The sequence below is a fragment of the Lysinibacillus sp. NPDC097162 genome (genome assembly GCF_044762185.1).
Lineage (GTDB): Bacteria > Bacillota > Bacilli > Bacillales_A > Planococcaceae > Lysinibacillus.
Map to the genome: position 1 here is coordinate 1271865 of NZ_JBIWDT010000001.1, position 15524 is coordinate 1287388.

A 15524-nucleotide genomic window follows, 5' to 3' on the forward strand; every position below is an offset into this window, starting at 1 on the left:
TTATGAAAAAGGGAATTTTTGAATGGGCAATAATAATATGGACAACTTTATTAGTGCTTCTTATTACTGGTTGGATAATGATTGATTTCTATAATTGGAAGGACACAATAGTTGCTGCAATTATAGCATTTGTTGGCGCAATTATTGGAGGTTCAATTACATTAATAGGTGTTATAAGAACAATTGAAGCTAATCAATTAATTGAAACTAAAAGAAGATTAAGAGATGAATTAATGTTTTTAAATCCTTTGTTAAGAGAAATTGAAGATTTAAAAGTAGATCTTTTGTTTGAAGTTTATGAAAATCATATTGATACTGAATCATTAATTAGAAAAGTGTATAAAAAATTTTCAACAGAAAAGCAATTATTTGATTACGCACAACGTGGAAGCCTTACAATATATTCTAAACTAATTAGTTATAAAAATACGGTAGATTATATGATGGAGTTGATTTACCATCATGATGAAATAGAAGAACATGCAGTTCTCAAATTAATTAGTGGTTTAAGGGATATTGAAGAAAGAATAAGGCAGGGAATTAATTACAAATTGGAAATAATAGATAAATAACCAACATCCTTCGGGGTGTTTTTATTTTTGCCTTGAAAAGTGAGTATCGAGCAATTTCCCCCTTTACTGCTAGGGCAACGGTACTTACTTTTGAGAGCAAAAAGTTATTACATTAATTTCATCTTCTGGATTATGATTGGGTGGGAGGTGAATCAGATGATTTCGATAAAGAATATTAAAACTTTAGAGGATTTAAAAGAAGAACGTATAAACTTAATTAACCAATTAGAACATCTAAAATTGCTAAAATCTGAACAACTTTATGAAATGACTGTGAAATTGATGAGAAGTATACAAGAGTATTTAAAACCGTATGGATTAGATGTATATGAAAGCAATAATCAATCAAGTAAAGGTTTTGTAGCGAATTATAAAAATGGTTATTTAAGAGGAGAAGTAGCAGTTAACTCAAATATTTTGAATATCATCTTTAATGCGAATGTAATTGAAACTATTGAGGTATTACCAAAACCAACACATACATTTTATATGCAAGGTATTTCAGTAGAAGAGGATATATTTTCAAGTGAAATTTTAAATCTAGATGCTGAAATTAAAGAAATTAAAGATGAAATTAAAGCTTACGAGAAATTAGATGTAGTATATGTAGTTAAAAGTGAGGAAACTGATACTACATTATTAAACGAAGTAGATGTTCAAAAATATTTATTTAAATAATTACGAAAGGTGCCATACTTGGCATCTTTTTTTATTTACTGGAGGTGGTGTTTATGAAATATGGCTAATTGGGATGAAATACAGAAAGAGTGGGAAACCACAAAGATTACACTCGCTGATCTTGCTGAAAAGCATGAGATAAAGCTTGGCACATTAAAGAGCCGTAAGAGCCGTGAAAAATGGTTGAGGGATGCAACTGAAAAGGATGCAACCAAAACAGTAAAGGTTGCATCCAAAAAAGAGGATGCATTCAAAGAAAACAAAGTCGTTGAATCAGAAGAAGTTGCAGCCTTTGAATTAGAAGGTGATGACGGATTAACTGATAAGCAACGGCTTTTTTGTATGTATTACGTTCGTTCTTTAAATGCTACAAGTGCATATAAAAAAGCTTATAAATGCAGTTATGCGACTGCCATGTCAGAGGGCTCTAGGTTCACAAGAAACCCCAAGATAAAAGCTAAAATAGCAGAGTTAAAAAAGGAACGCTTAGAGCAAGAGGATTTAGATAAAATGGATGTGCTTCAAAAGTACAAAGCAATAGCATTTGCAGACATTACGGATTTCATCGATTTCACACAAGTAGAATCAGAAGCGACCGAAACAGAAGTGGAATACAATCCAGACGGTTCGAAGAAATCGGAGAAAACAGAGGTTGTACCTTATACGTACACCAAGTTTGCTATGCATCATTCAGAAGAAATTGACGGCACGCTCATTACTGAACTTTCAAAAGGTAAAGACGGTATGTTCAAGGTCAAGCTTGCTGATAAGATGACAGCTCTTAATATGTTAGCGAAGTATACTGATTTATTAAACGAAAACGAACGTAAGCAATTACATGATGAAAAAGCGAAAGTTGAGATTGCAAAAATTCGTTCAGAAACAAAAGGTTTGAATATCGCACAAGCTAGTGGTGTGGATTTAAGTAAGTTAACGACAGAGGAGTTGAGGGCACTTGCTGCAAGAAATAAGTGATGAGCAATTAGATGCACTAGCCTATGAAGCAAGCAAAGAACTCGCTCGTCAGTTTTATCGTGATTATGTAGAGTTTGTACACCATGGTCATTATGAGCACTACAGACATACAGAATTAGTTTGTGAAGTCCTACAACGTATTGCGAATGGTGAACAACTTTCGATGTTAATCGAGATGCCGCCGCGTCATGGTAAGTCAATGACAGTGACGGAATCATTCCCGAGCTACTACTTGATGAAAAATCCAGATAAGCGTGTTATAGCGGCTGCTTATTCTGATGGATTAGCAAAAAAATTCGGTAGGTTAAATCGTAATAAATTCAATGAGTATGCTCATGAATTGTTTAACATTCAATTATCAGAAGCTAACGCAGCAGTTAAAGACTGGGGTGTTGAAGGTAAGCAAGGCGGTATGATTGCAACTGGTATTGGTGGTTCTATTACAGGTCAAGGTGCAGATTTAATGATTATCGATGACCCTATTAAAAATATGAAGGAAGCAAGCTCTCAAACTATCCGAGACAACATATGGGATGAATGGGAAGCGACACTTTCTACACGTTTGCATGATGGTGCATCGGTTATTGTCATTATGACGCGCTGGCATGAAGATGATTTAATCGGTCGTTTACTTGTACGTAGTCCACGTAAATGGATTCGGTTACGCTTGCCAGCAATTGCAGAGGACGAAGATGACTTACTTGGCCGTGCGCCTGGTGAACCATTGTGCCGAGAACTAGGATTTAATGAACAATGGGCAAATGATAAAAAGGCTGAGGTTGGAAGTCGTACGTGGAACGCTTTATACCAACAAAGACCTTCACCAGCAGGCGGTTCCATCTTCAAACGTGAATGGATACGTTATTACGTTCGTACAGAGGAACAAAAGCGAGAATGGGGCTTAAGTGATGATGTGGCAGTTTTACCTATCCATTTTGATAAGATGGCGCAATCATGGGATTGTACATTTAAAGGCACTGATACAAGCGACTTTGTTGCTGGTGGCGTTTGGGCACGTAAGAAAGCTCAGTATTTCTTATTGGATATTGACCACAGACGTATGGGCTTTGCTGATACGATGAAAGCTATTCGTGCAATGTCCGATAAGTGGCCTAATGCACGAAGTAAATATATTGAGGATAAAGCAAACGGTTCAGCTATCATCGAAATGCTAAAAGATGAGATTAGTGGAATCGTTCCAGTTGACCCCGAAGGTGGTAAGGAGGCACGCGCAAATGCGGTGTCTCCTTTATTTGAGGCTGGAAATGTTTATCTACCACATCCAAATATGTGTTCTTGGGTTGAGGACTTGGAAGAAGAACTTGTTTCCTTCCCTAACGCTGCACATGATGACTTAGTGGATATGACAACACAAGCATTAAATCAGCTTTACACAAACAACGCTAATCCATTAAATCGTTATCAAAGGTTATTAGGAAGGTAGGTGAGAATATGAAATCACTAGACAGAGCAAAAGAAATGCGAAATGACTTTATGCAAGGTAATGGCAAGGCTAACTCTAAAGATAAGCTAACTCGACAGGTTGCCGGCATTGGTCGCAAGCTAACTCATGATGAAATCACTAACTTATATGGTGACAGTCGTATTGTGCAAAACATCATTGATATACCAGCGGAGGACATGACACGTAACTGGTTTACGCTTCGCATGAAGGATGAACAATTAGCGCGGAACATCATGAGTAAATTAGCAGATTTAAAAGCGAAGAAAGCATTTAAAGAAATGTTTACCTATGACCGTCTCCGTGGAGATGGTTTTATTTCGTTAGGGGTAACACAAGGTTCTGATTTCAAGTTAAGTGATGAACTACCATTAGATAAGCTATATAAAGTGGATTACCTGCATGCATTCAGTTCAATGAAGGTTAATGAGTTTCTTATCAACGAAGATGTATTTGATATTAAATACGGTCAGTTGGAGCAATTACGAATTAATCGTGCATCTAGTCATGGTACTCAGACTCAGATATCAGAAGAGTATGTTCACATCTCTCGTTTGCTCCATAGCCAAACAAGGCGAATGGAAGGGGAAGCACAAGGGCGGTCACTCTTAGAGCCGTTATACGACATTCTGACGGTTTTTGACACGTCTGTATGGTCGGTTGGTCAAATACTTCACGATTTTACTTTTAAAGTCTATAAGTCGAAGGATATTGATAACTTATCAGATAAAGATAAGCAGCAATTGTCTATGATTATGGATTATATGTTCAGAACCGAAGCGCTTGCCATGATTTCTAATGATGAGGAACTGACAAAGGAAACAACGACAATCGGTGGTATCAACTATCTGTTGGACTTTGTTTGGGATCTATTAGCCGGTGCTTCACGAATGCCGAAAACAGTTATTAAAGGCCAAGAATCGGGTACTATTGCTGGTGCGCAGTATGATGTGATGAACTATTATTCTCGCATTGTAGCCGACCAAGAGAACGAAATGAAGCCGCATTTAGAAAAGCTTATTCGTATGTTATTAATGGCTGAAAAAGAGCTAGGTGGGCGTATTGACCCCGAATCATTAGAATGGGAGATTCAATTCAACCCTTTATGGAATGTGGATGCTAAGACAGATGCGGAAATTCGTAAGTTAGTTGCTGAAACAGACCAAATTTATTTACTCAATGACATCCTTACTACTGACGAACTACGCGAGGCCCGTTTTGGTCAGTTTGGCTTATCAGACACCCTTAAATTTAGTGGTGATGAAGCAGACTTAAAAGCGTTAGCTAATAGCGTGTATAAAGGTAGGCTTGGTGCAAATGGTTAAGAAAGTACTCATTACGCGGTTTCCAGATGCTGCAACAGTCAATTATAGTCGGGCTATCGAAAAGATGATTAATTCGCTTGGCATAGAGACGATAAAGCTATTTGACAAGCACGTTGCACCTCAATTAACAAATAGGCAAGACGCTGATTATATAGAGGATGGCATATTTGATGGCATTAAGAAGATGTTTGATGCAGTGAAGAGCAAGGCAAGTGTGATATTCATCGCTATAAGAAGTGAGCGTGCTGCATCTTCATTTGTAAATAACATCAACCGTTTCAACCGCCACAACATTGAGCAGCAGATGAAGGTTAAGGGCATTACTCTAGTAGCCAATGAACCTTGGTTAAAGGATTTCCTACATTCGAAGGTCAATGACAATGTTGGTTATATCAAAACAATCCATGAGGACTATTTCGACCGCATCGAGAACATCGTTAATGATGGTGTAAAGAGTGGAGTATCCATTAAACAGATGCGTGAGCAACTCATGGAAGAAGTCGATATTTCTAGAAACAAGGCACAGTTTATTGCAGTTGACCAAGCAGGTTCAATCTTAGGGCAAATGACAGCTCAACGTCATCAGAATATAGGTATTGAAAAATTCATATGGTATGATGCGGCTGATGAACGCGTTCGAGATTCACACAGAAGGCTTAGTGGAAAGATATTTTCCTATGAAGACCTACCAGAAGTGAATGGTAGAAAGGTTTTACCTGGCGAGGATTATCGCTGTAGATGTGTTGCTATTCCAGAATTTGATTAAATAAGAAGGTTTTTGTTAGTTTATGTTGAATATCCTTTTATATGGATTTAAAAGGAGGATAATCAGTGGACATACCAAACATTTTTCTTGATACAACATTAACATACAAGGATCCGTTTTTTAAAAGTAACTTTAATCGAATTTTATTAAAATTAGCCGAATATCATAAATTTCCAATTTTTATGTCAAAGGTTGTATATGATGAAACAAGAAATAAATTCGAAGAAAATGTAAAATTAAAAATACAGAAGTTAGATTCCGCACTTGAAGAATTGGATGTGTATCATCCAACTGAGCTAAATGTAGCTACAATAAAGAGTACAAAAGAAGATTTTTATTCTAAATTTGATGAGTTTTATCAAGATTTAATTACTAGAGGAATTCTCGAAATTATTGACCTTGATAATAGTTTGCTTCCCATTTTAGTTGATAGATCAATTAAACGAATAAAGCCTTTTGGAAACAAAAAGCAAGAGTTTAGAGATGCAATTACATGGTTGACTTATGCAACGAAGGCCGAAAAAGAAAATTTAAGTAATTGTTATTTTATAACAGAAAACATTAATGATTTCTGTCAGGGTAAAGGTAATATTCATCCTGATTTATTAGAAGACTCTAAAAAATTCCAACATTATGTTTCAGTTAAAGAAATGCTAGAAAAGGAAAGTGTCTTAGTACCATTAATTCGTACAATTGATTTAGTTAAATGGGTAGAATCAGAAAATATTGATGAAGATTATGTACTGGAAATTCTAAATCCTCAATTTGACAATATATTTAATGAAATAAACCACTTCGTATTCAATACTGAAATTGGTAATTTTGTTGAAGACGCATACGAAGAAGGGTATTCAGAACTTTGGGATATGGATATTATTGAGGTTGAAGAAACAAGTATTGAAGTAATAGGAGATGAAATAATTATTACTGGTGTTGCAAAGGTAAATGCCAATTTAGAATTTTATTTTTATAATCCACTGAGAGACTCAAGGCATGATGATTATATTCATGTCGGTGGTGATGGAGTTGAATTAAACCTTGATTTCACATTCTCTTATAATACAAATCGCGAAGTACAACATTTCGAAGTTAATAAAATTAACGTTAACAATACTGTTAACTTAGGAATTTATGAATAGGTTTAGAGTGTAAAATATATTATTAATGCTTAAAAAGACCGAGTTTTTTTCTCGGTCTTTTTAATATTCGAAAGGTGGTGAGAACAACGAAACTACAGCGCTACGACACAGCATATATAAAAGACTACATGGAAACACCAGAAGGCTATCTAACAGTCAATGTACCGATTACTCGCCCTGGTGTTTTTCCGTATCAACGGCAAGATGGAACGGTGCAAATGGAGGCTAAACTGCCTGATGAAATATTTAGTGACCGTACTATTCGTTCTGCGCGTTCTAAGCCAGTTACAGAGGAACATCCAAATGAGCCAGTAACTATTGATAATTACCAAACGTACGCAAAGGGAATGAGCCATACGGATGCGCGTGTAGAGGACTTAAAGCTCTATGTATCACTAACAGTCACAGAAAAAGGACTTATTGAAAAAATTAACGATGGTAAACGTGAAATTAGCATTGGTTTTTTATCAGATGTAGTTGCGGAAAGTGGTGCTTACAATGGACAGCAGTATGAATACGTGCAGAGAAACATCGAAATCAATCATATTGCAATCGTAGATCAAGGGCGAGCAGGCCCAGAAGTTGCTATTCGTGCAGATTCGGATGCATGGCAAATTGATAGTGAAGAAGAACCAGAAGGGGGCCAAAAGAAAATGGCGAAAATCAAAATTAAAGATACTGAGTATGAAGTAGATGATGCAGTAAAAGCTCACATTACATCATTAGAAAAGAAAGCTAACGAGAAAGAAAAGGAACAAAAAGGCGACTCAGCAGATGCATTGGTTGGTCGTATTGATGCTTTAGAGGCAAAGCTCGAAGTAAAGCAGGCAGAGCTAGACGAAGCGAAAAAGAATGTCTTTTCAGAAGATGAAATGAATACGAAAGTTGAAGCACGAATTGCATTAGTTGGTGCTTCAAAACCACTATTAGGTGATTCATTCGACTTCACAGGTAAAACAGATCGCGAAATTAAAGAGGCGGTTATCTCCACAACTAAACAGGACTTTAAAGGCGATGGTAAATCTGACGATTATATCAACGCCTTTTTTGATGCAACAGTTGAGCAAGTGCAGTCAAATGGCTTCTCAAGTACCGGTGCCAATAGTGCTTACACAGGTGATACTGGAGGCAACAAAGATTTAGAAGAATACAAAAACCAACGCTTAAACATGCGTAAATAAGGGGGAGTTTCACATGCCTATTACAAATTATCCGGATTATATGCAACCAGCGGGTAAAGCTGGTCAATTATCAAGCTACCAAGACTACACAGCAGACACATACGCAGTAGAAGCAAAGGTTCCTTTTGGTGCAGCAGTACAACTTAATGCAACAGGAACAGCAATTAAAACAATCGCTACAGGTGGAGCAGTAATCGGTATTGCATTAGCTCAAAATATTCACGATTATATTGAGAAAAAAGACGACCAGAACTATTCCGTTGGTGAACCTGCAGCAATCATAAAACGCGGTCGTATTTTTGTAATTGCTGGAGGAGATGTGATTAACGGCCAAGCTGTCAAAGTAGATCCTACGACACAAAAATTCGTTGCATCCGGCGCTTCAGTAATCGATGTATCAAGTGCTGTTTTCAAAAGTAATGCAACAGCAAACCAATTAGTAGAAATTGAAATTAACTTACCTTAAGGAGGTACTTATATATGACTTTAATCCGTCCACAAGACTTAAACGCAATTGATAAACGTATTTATGAACCACACGCTTCGGAATTAAAAGCGCGTTCTATTTTTGCATTAAAAACTGATATTCCAGCAGGGGCGAAAACATATAGTTATGACGTTATGACACGCTCTGGCGCCGCTAAAATCTTAGCTCCAGGTGCAACTGATGTGCCTTTAGTAGATGCAGATTTAACAGAAGAAACAGTTAAAATCTATTCAATTGCTGCTGCATTCAATATTTCCGTACAAGAAGTACGTGAGTCTCAGATGGCAAACCGTCCTATTGATGTCACTAAAGCTGATACAGTACGTAAAGCTATTGCAGAAAAAGAAAATCAAGTCACTTTTTCAGGTGATAAAACCCATGGCATTAAAGGATTAACAGATGCAGTGGGTATTCAAGTGTATGCAACTCCTCAAAATGAGGCAGGTACATCTACGAAATGGAAGGACAAGACAGGGAAAGAAATCGTTGCTGACATTCGTAAAGCTAAAAACATGGTAAATAAATTAAACGGACATGAAGCTGATACATTGTTATTAACGCCTGACTCAAACGAGGAGTTAGAAAAAACGTTCAATGAATACACTCAACAATCAGTGATAGAGTACATTAAATCTCAAAACTGGTTTAAGCGTATCGAAACAATAAATGATCTAGCTAAAAAAGGATTAGCAGGTACAGAGTGCTTTGTAGTCCTTGATTCTTCTCCAGACGTTGTGGAGCTAGGTATTCCGTTAGATATTACACGTCATCCGCAAGAATATGCATTCCCGAATACAAAAGTGCCTTTTGAGGAACGTACAACAGGCTTAATCATTCGTTATCCAATGGCTATTTGCCGTGCGGATGGAATTTAAGGGGGAATAACTGATGTTAGTACAAAACAAAGGAAATCACGCATATACAGCCAATGGTTTAACACTTAATCCAGGTACAAATAAAGTGGTGGAGAAGGAATTCGAACATTTTCTTACTCATCCACTGATGAAATACCTTAATGACAAAGGTGAATTTGTCTATGAAGGCGAGAAAACAAAGCCATCAGCGAAGGATGCGATAGCAATGATTGAAGATGCTTTTGATGTTGATATGTTAGAAGGCTTAAAAGTAGAAGAAAGTCGAAAATCTGTATTGGATGCAATTGATAAACGAATCGAAGAGTTAACAAATCCCGAAAAATAGGAGGAATATACATGTTATTAACGTCATTAGAGCGTATTCGTATGCTAAGTGATGAATTTACGTCAATCGCTGATGAACGGCTAACTATGTACATTGAGGATGCTTCGCTTGAAGTGTCCTCTTTAAATATTCCGCAGCAATATCAAGAAAGATTAACTCGTTATTTAGCTGCTCACCTAGCTATTTTAAGCATTACTAAAGACCAAACAGTTATTCGTGAAAAAGTTGATGTTATTGAGCGCCAATATAGTGATCCTAGTAAAAATGTTGGGCTTCTTGCTTCGAAGTATGGTCAGGAATATCAACGTATTTTAGAGGAGTTAGAGGAACAGTCGAAACCAAAAAAGTCAATTAACTTGGTGGTGCTATAAAATGGCGAGAATAAACGTCAGGCTTACAGATACGAATAATATAAGTCGTTTGAAAGATGTATTGAAAGAACTTAAAAATTATTCTGTCGAAATTGGAATATTCGGAAGTGATGAATATGTGATGGTAGCGAGTGTTCATGAGTTTGGAGCAACGATTCGACGAGGGGGAGGTTCTATCACCATCCCAGAACGTTCTTTTTTACGAACTACTTTTGACGAAAAAAATGAGGAATGGGTTAATTTCTTTAAAAGTCAGCTTAAGCAAGTGCTTGCGCTACAAATGGATGTACAAACTCTTTTCAATCGTTTAGGTGCTCGTATGGTAGGGGATGTTCAAAAAAAAATCACTGATTTAGATGCTCCACCGAATGCCCCTTCTACCATTATTAAAAAAGGTTCCAGCAATCCACTTATTGATACTGGAGGCTTGCGTATGCGAGTCACTTATAGGGTGGTGCGAAAATAATGCCTGAATTAATGATTTTTAAAGAAGTTATTGAGCAAAATGGAGTTCCTTTCACTGCTTTAAGAGAAGAAGATGGACAATACATTAACGGGAAATGGGTTCATGGTAATTCAACAGAATTTCCGATGACTGGCGTTATATTGCCACTAAACAATGATGATTTAAAGTACATTGAAAGTGGCGTATATACGGTAAAAGAAAAGAAATTATATGTAGTTGAGACGATTAAAATAGACACTAAAGTGAAATACAAGGGTGATACTTACACAATTCAGTCGTTTAAAGATTTAACAGAGTATACTGATGTATGCATTTATCTAATGCGATATAGAGAGAACGCTCAAGGGAGGACACAATCTAATGTTTAGGTATGATGATGTATGGTTACCTATGCAAGGTGGTCTCTCAATATATACAGGAATTGAAGTAATTCAAGCTGAGGGAATGGGAAAAATGCCTCCATACCCTTTTTTCTCTATAAAAAATATATCACCTGCAATAGGCGTAGGGCAGGTCGCTGAATCTGTAGAGGATAACATAATGACTATTGAACAAGATATAGAGATTATTTTATCCTTCACATGCAATGCAGAAAAAATAGAAGATGCAGAAAATTATTCTAGTAAGGCACGTGGTTATTTCTTAGGTAAAGGTTCAATTGAATTATCAGATGTAAACATCACAGTTGTAGAGGTGCTTGGCGCCAGCAACCGTGATGTTTTTTTAACCGTAGAATATGAACGTCGTGTAGGCTTTGATGTTCGTTTACGAGTGCGTGGCAGAGAATCGTTTGAAATCGATGTTATTGATAGCATTGAGGCAACAGGCACCATAGAAAGTATTGAAATTAAGGAGGGGATATAATGCCGTTACAAGACGTTACAGTCACGATTGACATTAAGAAACCATCAGCGCTTATCGGGCTAGGTACGCCACTGATTTTAGCTAATAAAGCTGGCGAAAGTACTTATAAAGAATATCTTGATTTAGATGGTATCAAAGAGGCATTAGGTCAAGAGTCAGATGGTTATAAGATTGCAAAACAAATCTTTGCACAAGGGGATTACAGACCTGAGAAAGTAGCTATTGCAACTTACAGTGATCCAATAACTGCCGTGACAGTATTAGAAAACTATTTTTATAACGATTGGTACTTTGTAATGTTGGATACTGGCGCGGTTACTGACTATAAGGCGATTAGTGATGCGGTAGAATCAAAAGCATTAAAAATGGCTGCTCATGTAGTTGATAGCAAAGAAGATTTAGCAATTTTAAAAGCTGGAAAGTATGATCGCACTTGGGTAATTCAACACAATACTATTGCTGAATTACCACATGCTGCATTAATTGGACAAGTTGGTTCGCGTCCAGTAGGTTCACTTACGTGGAAGTTTAAAACACTCAAATTTGTTACGCCGCAGGACCTTACACAAACACAATTGAATGATGTTCATACAGGTGGAGCATTTGCTTATGTAACCAAAGCAGGCATTGACCAGACAAGCGAAGGCACGCTAGTTAGTGGTGAATATATCGACGTAATTCACGGCAAGGATTGGGTGAAATTGAACATTGAACAACAGGTTCAGTATTTGTTATCAACTAACCCGAAAATCCCTTACACGGACAGTGGTATCGCTCAAATTGAAGGGGCTGTACGTACTGTGTTAGAAATCGCTGGACAGAACGGCATTATTGGTACTGATGATGCAGGACAATATCTATATACAATTACCGCTAAAAGTCGAAATGAAGTATTAGCATCTGATCGCGCAGCACGTAAATATAACGGCTTGTCGTTTAGCTTTGAACTTGCCGGAGCAATTCATGAGGCAAAAATTCATGGCGAGATTTTAGTATAAGGAGGCTTTTAAATGACAGGACATATCGGCACATATGATGCGCGAAAGGTTACGACGACTGTAAACGGCATATTCATTACAGGTTACGCAGACGGAACTATGGTTAAATGCTCGAAGGATAACGATAACTTTGAAGCTAGTTCATCAGCTCAAGGGGATGCGGTTGTTTCAATCAACGGAGATTCATTAGGTACAGTCGAAATCACGTTGAATCAAACATCGCCATCAATCACAACTCTTAACAAACTTGCAAACGAACGTACAATGTTTCCTGTATGGGTGAACAGTAACAATGAAATTAAAGAGGTTGTTGGTGGTACGAAGGCAATGGTTACAAAAGTGCCGGACATAGAACATGGTAAATCAGTAGCTAACCGTGTATACACAATCAAAGTATTTGATTACACAGTTAAATAAAACGAAAGGAGAGTGGGCATTATGCTCACTCTTTTAATTTGCAATGAAAAAACGACACATTACAAATCAATTAAAACAAAAGGAAACGGAGCGAAAAGCAATGGCTAAAAAAGGCGAACAAATGGAGTTTGAAACACAAAAAGGACAAAAATACACTTTCCAACATCCTGGATTACGAGAGTCACTACGTATGCGAGATCGTGCTAAAACGGAGGTTGGAACATCATCTGAACTACTTTATAGCGAATTTATGGAGCACGTTGTCTTTACTGCTGATGGTGGTCGTACAAATTGGGATCACTTTGAGGAAAATGGAGGACTATCTGAAGTTATGAAGGCGGCAGCTCAGTTCCTCTTTCAAGACGTGTAAGCCATATGAGTCTTATAAACAACAAGTAGAAGAAAATTGGTTTTTCTGGCGCCCTGTAATGGAGCGCTTTTTAAGTTTTGAGCGTGCCGAAACGATGACGCCAGATGAACTACATGAATTCAATGCAGCAATGGATGTGTATATCGAACGCAAAAATGCCGCGAAGGGAGGATAAAACGTGAGTATTCGTGATTTATTTGTTGAAATCGGTATGGATATTGACGATGGCCCTTTAGGTGAGTTAGACAGAAGAATTAACCAAGTGATATCAGCTATATCACACATGGATTTCAGTAGCTTAAATGATCTGGAAGATAATGCGGAAGATGTAGTAGATAACTTCGATGACTTAGGTGAGATTATCTATGATGTTGACCGCCAATTGAATAATTTAGACGGAGATAATTTAAGAGATGTTGAAAGAGGCGCTAATGATGCTGATGGAGCATTTGGAAAATTAAAAGGCACAATCATTGGTATAGGTTCAGCAATCGGAGCTTATATAGCTGTTGATAAGATTATTGAATTTGGTGTATCTGCAATTGAAGCAGCAGCTAATATTCAAGCTTTGAACGCTCAGTTTGAACAGGTATTCGGGGAGTTGGAAACTAAAGCAACCGAAACAGTTGATCAACTGGGTGACAAATTCGGAATGCTACCAAGTCGTATTAAGGCGCCAATCACGCAAATGACTTCTATGTTTAAGGGACTGGGTTTAGATACTGAGCAATCTCTAGGTATGGCTGAAAGAGCTGTTACAGTAGTGGCAGACGCTGCGGCATTCTATGATAAGAGCTTTGAGGATGCCAATAGTGCATTAAACAGCTTTATTAAAGGTAACTATGAAGGTGGCGAATCGATTGGATTATTCGCTAATGATACACAGTTAGCAGCCTTTGCAGTAAAAGAAGGGGTAGTAGCTGCAACGAAAGAATGGTCTAGCCTGGATGAAGCTACAAAGCAAGCTACTCGATTAGAATACGCAGAGAACATGCAAGAATTAGCAGGTGCTACAGGGCAAGCAGCGCGTGAGTCTGATGGTTACGAGAACGTAATAGGAAACCTCAAACAAGCATGGCAAGACTTTTTAGCAAAAGCAGGAGCTCCAATACTTGAGCAAGTAGTATCTATTTTAGATAAATTAGGCACTGCTTTAAGCAATGTTGATCCCGGACCAATTATGGAGTTTTTATCTGCAGGTTTTAGTAAATTCTCTGTTATAAAAGACGTTATTTCAGCCGTTTACGAATCAATAATGTCACTAGTTTATGATACAGGAGAGATATCGGATATATGGCAAAATCTTGGGGTTCCTCCAGAGATAGCAGATGGTATTGCACACTACTTCGATATTATAGGGTCAGTATTTTCGACAGTAAAAGGAGCTATTACTGATTTTGTTGAAGATGTCGTAATCCCTCTTATACCTCAAGCACAAGAATATATCGGTGTTGCATTTGAATATATAGGCCACATAGTAGGTGGGGCAATGAATATTTTCGAAATGACAGCAGGGATTGTAAAAGGATTGATTCAAAACGTTATTGTTCCATTGTTCCCTGTAGCTCAAGAGGTCATTAGCGTAGCAATGGACATTATTTCTCCAGCTTTAAGAATTGGGGGAGCACTTTTTGAAGGATTAACGGCAATAATAAAGTTTTTAGTAACAGAAGTTATTGTACCTATGTTTCCTTTGGCTGTAAGTTCGATTGAAAATGCATGGGCAATATTAAAACCTATACTCAGCGCTATTTCCAAAGCGTTTAATGGCATTGCAGATGCAATGGATGGGTGATGAAGAAGCTAGGAGCAGTCGGAGAAGCGATCAAAAACTTTGACGTTGGCGAAAAGATTAGCGGAGTAGTATCGAAGGTTTCAAGTTTCTTGCCAGGGTTTGAGATTGGTCTTGGACGAGTACCGTTTGATGAAATGCCTGCATTATTACACAAAGATGAAGCTGTTTTACCTGCGGATGAAGCAGATAAATTACGTGATAGAGGTATTTTACAAGGAGACGGAACGCATCCAGAAATTAACCTAGATCAAGCGACACAGTTCGAGCCAGCAAAGGACTATTCAACAACTGAAACCGTTAATAATACATCTAGTAGTACGAAGGTTTCTGCACCTATACAAATCATTGTACAAGGTAGTGATAATCCGCAGGAAGCTGCTTATAGTATAAAAGAAGAATTAGAAAACTTATTCGGGGATTTATTAAGTGTAATGCCTGTACCGAGGGAGGGATAATCA

At 37.4% G+C, this 15524-nt stretch carries 20 protein-coding genes; all 20 read left to right on the forward strand.

From position 1 onward, the window contains the following. Positions 1–2: 2 nt before the first annotated feature. The 20 genes from ACIQXW_RS06360 (at position 3) to ACIQXW_RS06455 (ending at position 15521) form a co-directional block, all read left to right on the forward strand. The gene (locus ACIQXW_RS06360; RefSeq protein WP_402760528.1) at positions 3–572 is read left to right on the forward strand and encodes a hypothetical protein; all 570 of its coding nucleotides are present in this window, start codon (positions 3–5) and stop codon (positions 570–572) included. A gap of 156 nt (positions 573–728) precedes the next feature. Beyond that, positions 729–1250: a hypothetical protein gene (locus ACIQXW_RS06365; protein ID WP_402760529.1), complete on the forward strand. Its 522-nt coding sequence runs from the start codon at positions 729–731 to the stop codon at positions 1248–1250. A 60-nt stretch (positions 1251–1310) separates the two neighbouring features. Next, the gene (locus ACIQXW_RS06370; protein ID WP_402760531.1) at positions 1311–2225 is read left to right on the forward strand and encodes a terminase small subunit; all 915 of its coding nucleotides are present in this window, start codon (positions 1311–1313) and stop codon (positions 2223–2225) included. Further along, a complete protein-coding gene (terL, locus tag ACIQXW_RS06375) occupies positions 2206–3669 on the forward strand; it encodes a phage terminase large subunit (RefSeq protein ID WP_402760532.1) in 1464 nt (487 codons plus the stop codon). Before ACIQXW_RS06370 ends, terL begins: the two co-directional genes overlap by 20 nt. An 8-nt stretch (positions 3670–3677) precedes the next feature. Further along, a complete protein-coding gene (locus ACIQXW_RS06380; RefSeq protein WP_402760534.1) occupies positions 3678–5012 on the forward strand; it encodes an anti-CBASS protein Acb1 family protein in 1335 nt (444 codons plus the stop codon). After that, positions 5005–5778 (forward strand): minor capsid protein, encoded by a 774-nt coding sequence (locus ACIQXW_RS06385; protein ID WP_402760536.1) that lies wholly within the window; start codon positions 5005–5007, stop codon positions 5776–5778. The genes ACIQXW_RS06380 and ACIQXW_RS06385 overlap by 8 nt, the downstream gene beginning before the upstream one ends. 65 nt (positions 5779–5843) lie before the next feature. Further along, entirely contained in the window at positions 5844–6917 is a 1074-nt protein-coding gene (locus ACIQXW_RS06390; RefSeq protein ID WP_402760537.1) for a PIN domain-containing protein, read from the forward strand. Positions 6918–6994: 77 nt separating this feature from the next. Continuing rightward, complete coding sequence (locus ACIQXW_RS06395) at positions 6995–8098, forward strand: DUF2213 domain-containing protein (RefSeq protein ID WP_402760538.1); 1104 nt, start codon at positions 6995–6997, stop codon at positions 8096–8098. 13 nt (positions 8099–8111) lie between these two features. After that, positions 8112–8564, forward strand: a complete 453-nt coding sequence (locus ACIQXW_RS06400; protein ID WP_402760539.1) for a structural cement protein Gp24 — start codon at positions 8112–8114, stop codon at positions 8562–8564. Between the two features lie 14 nt (positions 8565–8578). Continuing rightward, a complete protein-coding gene (locus ACIQXW_RS06405) occupies positions 8579–9460 on the forward strand; it encodes a DUF2184 domain-containing protein (RefSeq protein ID WP_402760541.1) in 882 nt (293 codons plus the stop codon). A gap of 13 nt (positions 9461–9473) precedes the next feature. Beyond that, positions 9474–9785: a hypothetical protein gene (locus ACIQXW_RS06410; protein WP_402760543.1), complete on the forward strand. Its 312-nt coding sequence runs from the start codon at positions 9474–9476 to the stop codon at positions 9783–9785. 11 nt (positions 9786–9796) lie between these two features. After that, positions 9797–10156: a DUF4054 domain-containing protein gene (locus tag ACIQXW_RS06415; protein WP_402760544.1), complete on the forward strand. Its 360-nt coding sequence runs from the start codon at positions 9797–9799 to the stop codon at positions 10154–10156. Between the two features lies 1 nt (position 10157). After that, positions 10158–10622 (forward strand): hypothetical protein, encoded by a 465-nt coding sequence (locus ACIQXW_RS06420; protein WP_402760546.1) that lies wholly within the window; start codon positions 10158–10160, stop codon positions 10620–10622. Continuing rightward, positions 10622–10990: a hypothetical protein gene (locus ACIQXW_RS06425; RefSeq protein ID WP_402760548.1), complete on the forward strand. Its 369-nt coding sequence runs from the start codon at positions 10622–10624 to the stop codon at positions 10988–10990. The genes ACIQXW_RS06420 and ACIQXW_RS06425 overlap by 1 nt, the downstream gene beginning before the upstream one ends. Continuing rightward, positions 10983–11486 carry a phage neck terminator protein gene (locus ACIQXW_RS06430; protein ID WP_402760550.1) on the forward strand — a complete coding sequence of 168 codons (504 nt, stop codon included), beginning with the start codon at positions 10983–10985 and terminating at the stop codon, positions 11484–11486. Before ACIQXW_RS06425 ends, ACIQXW_RS06430 begins: the two co-directional genes overlap by 8 nt. Continuing rightward, positions 11486–12484, forward strand: a complete 999-nt coding sequence (locus ACIQXW_RS06435) for a DUF3383 family protein (RefSeq protein WP_402760552.1) — start codon at positions 11486–11488, stop codon at positions 12482–12484. Before ACIQXW_RS06430 ends, ACIQXW_RS06435 begins: the two co-directional genes overlap by 1 nt. 12 nt (positions 12485–12496) lie before the next feature. Further along, a complete protein-coding gene (locus ACIQXW_RS06440; RefSeq protein WP_402760554.1) occupies positions 12497–12901 on the forward strand; it encodes a phage structural protein in 405 nt (134 codons plus the stop codon). Positions 12902–13001: 100 nt separating this feature from the next. Next, positions 13002–13271: a hypothetical protein gene (locus ACIQXW_RS06445; protein ID WP_402760556.1), complete on the forward strand. Its 270-nt coding sequence runs from the start codon at positions 13002–13004 to the stop codon at positions 13269–13271. A gap of 178 nt (positions 13272–13449) precedes the next feature. Beyond that, entirely contained in the window at positions 13450–15066 is a 1617-nt protein-coding gene (locus ACIQXW_RS06450) for a phage tail protein (RefSeq protein ID WP_402760558.1), read from the forward strand. Next, on the forward strand, positions 15066–15521 hold the full coding sequence (locus ACIQXW_RS06455; RefSeq protein WP_402760560.1) for a hypothetical protein: 456 nt from the start codon (positions 15066–15068) through the stop codon (positions 15519–15521). Before ACIQXW_RS06450 ends, ACIQXW_RS06455 begins: the two co-directional genes overlap by 1 nt. Positions 15522–15524 lie beyond the last annotated feature (3 nt).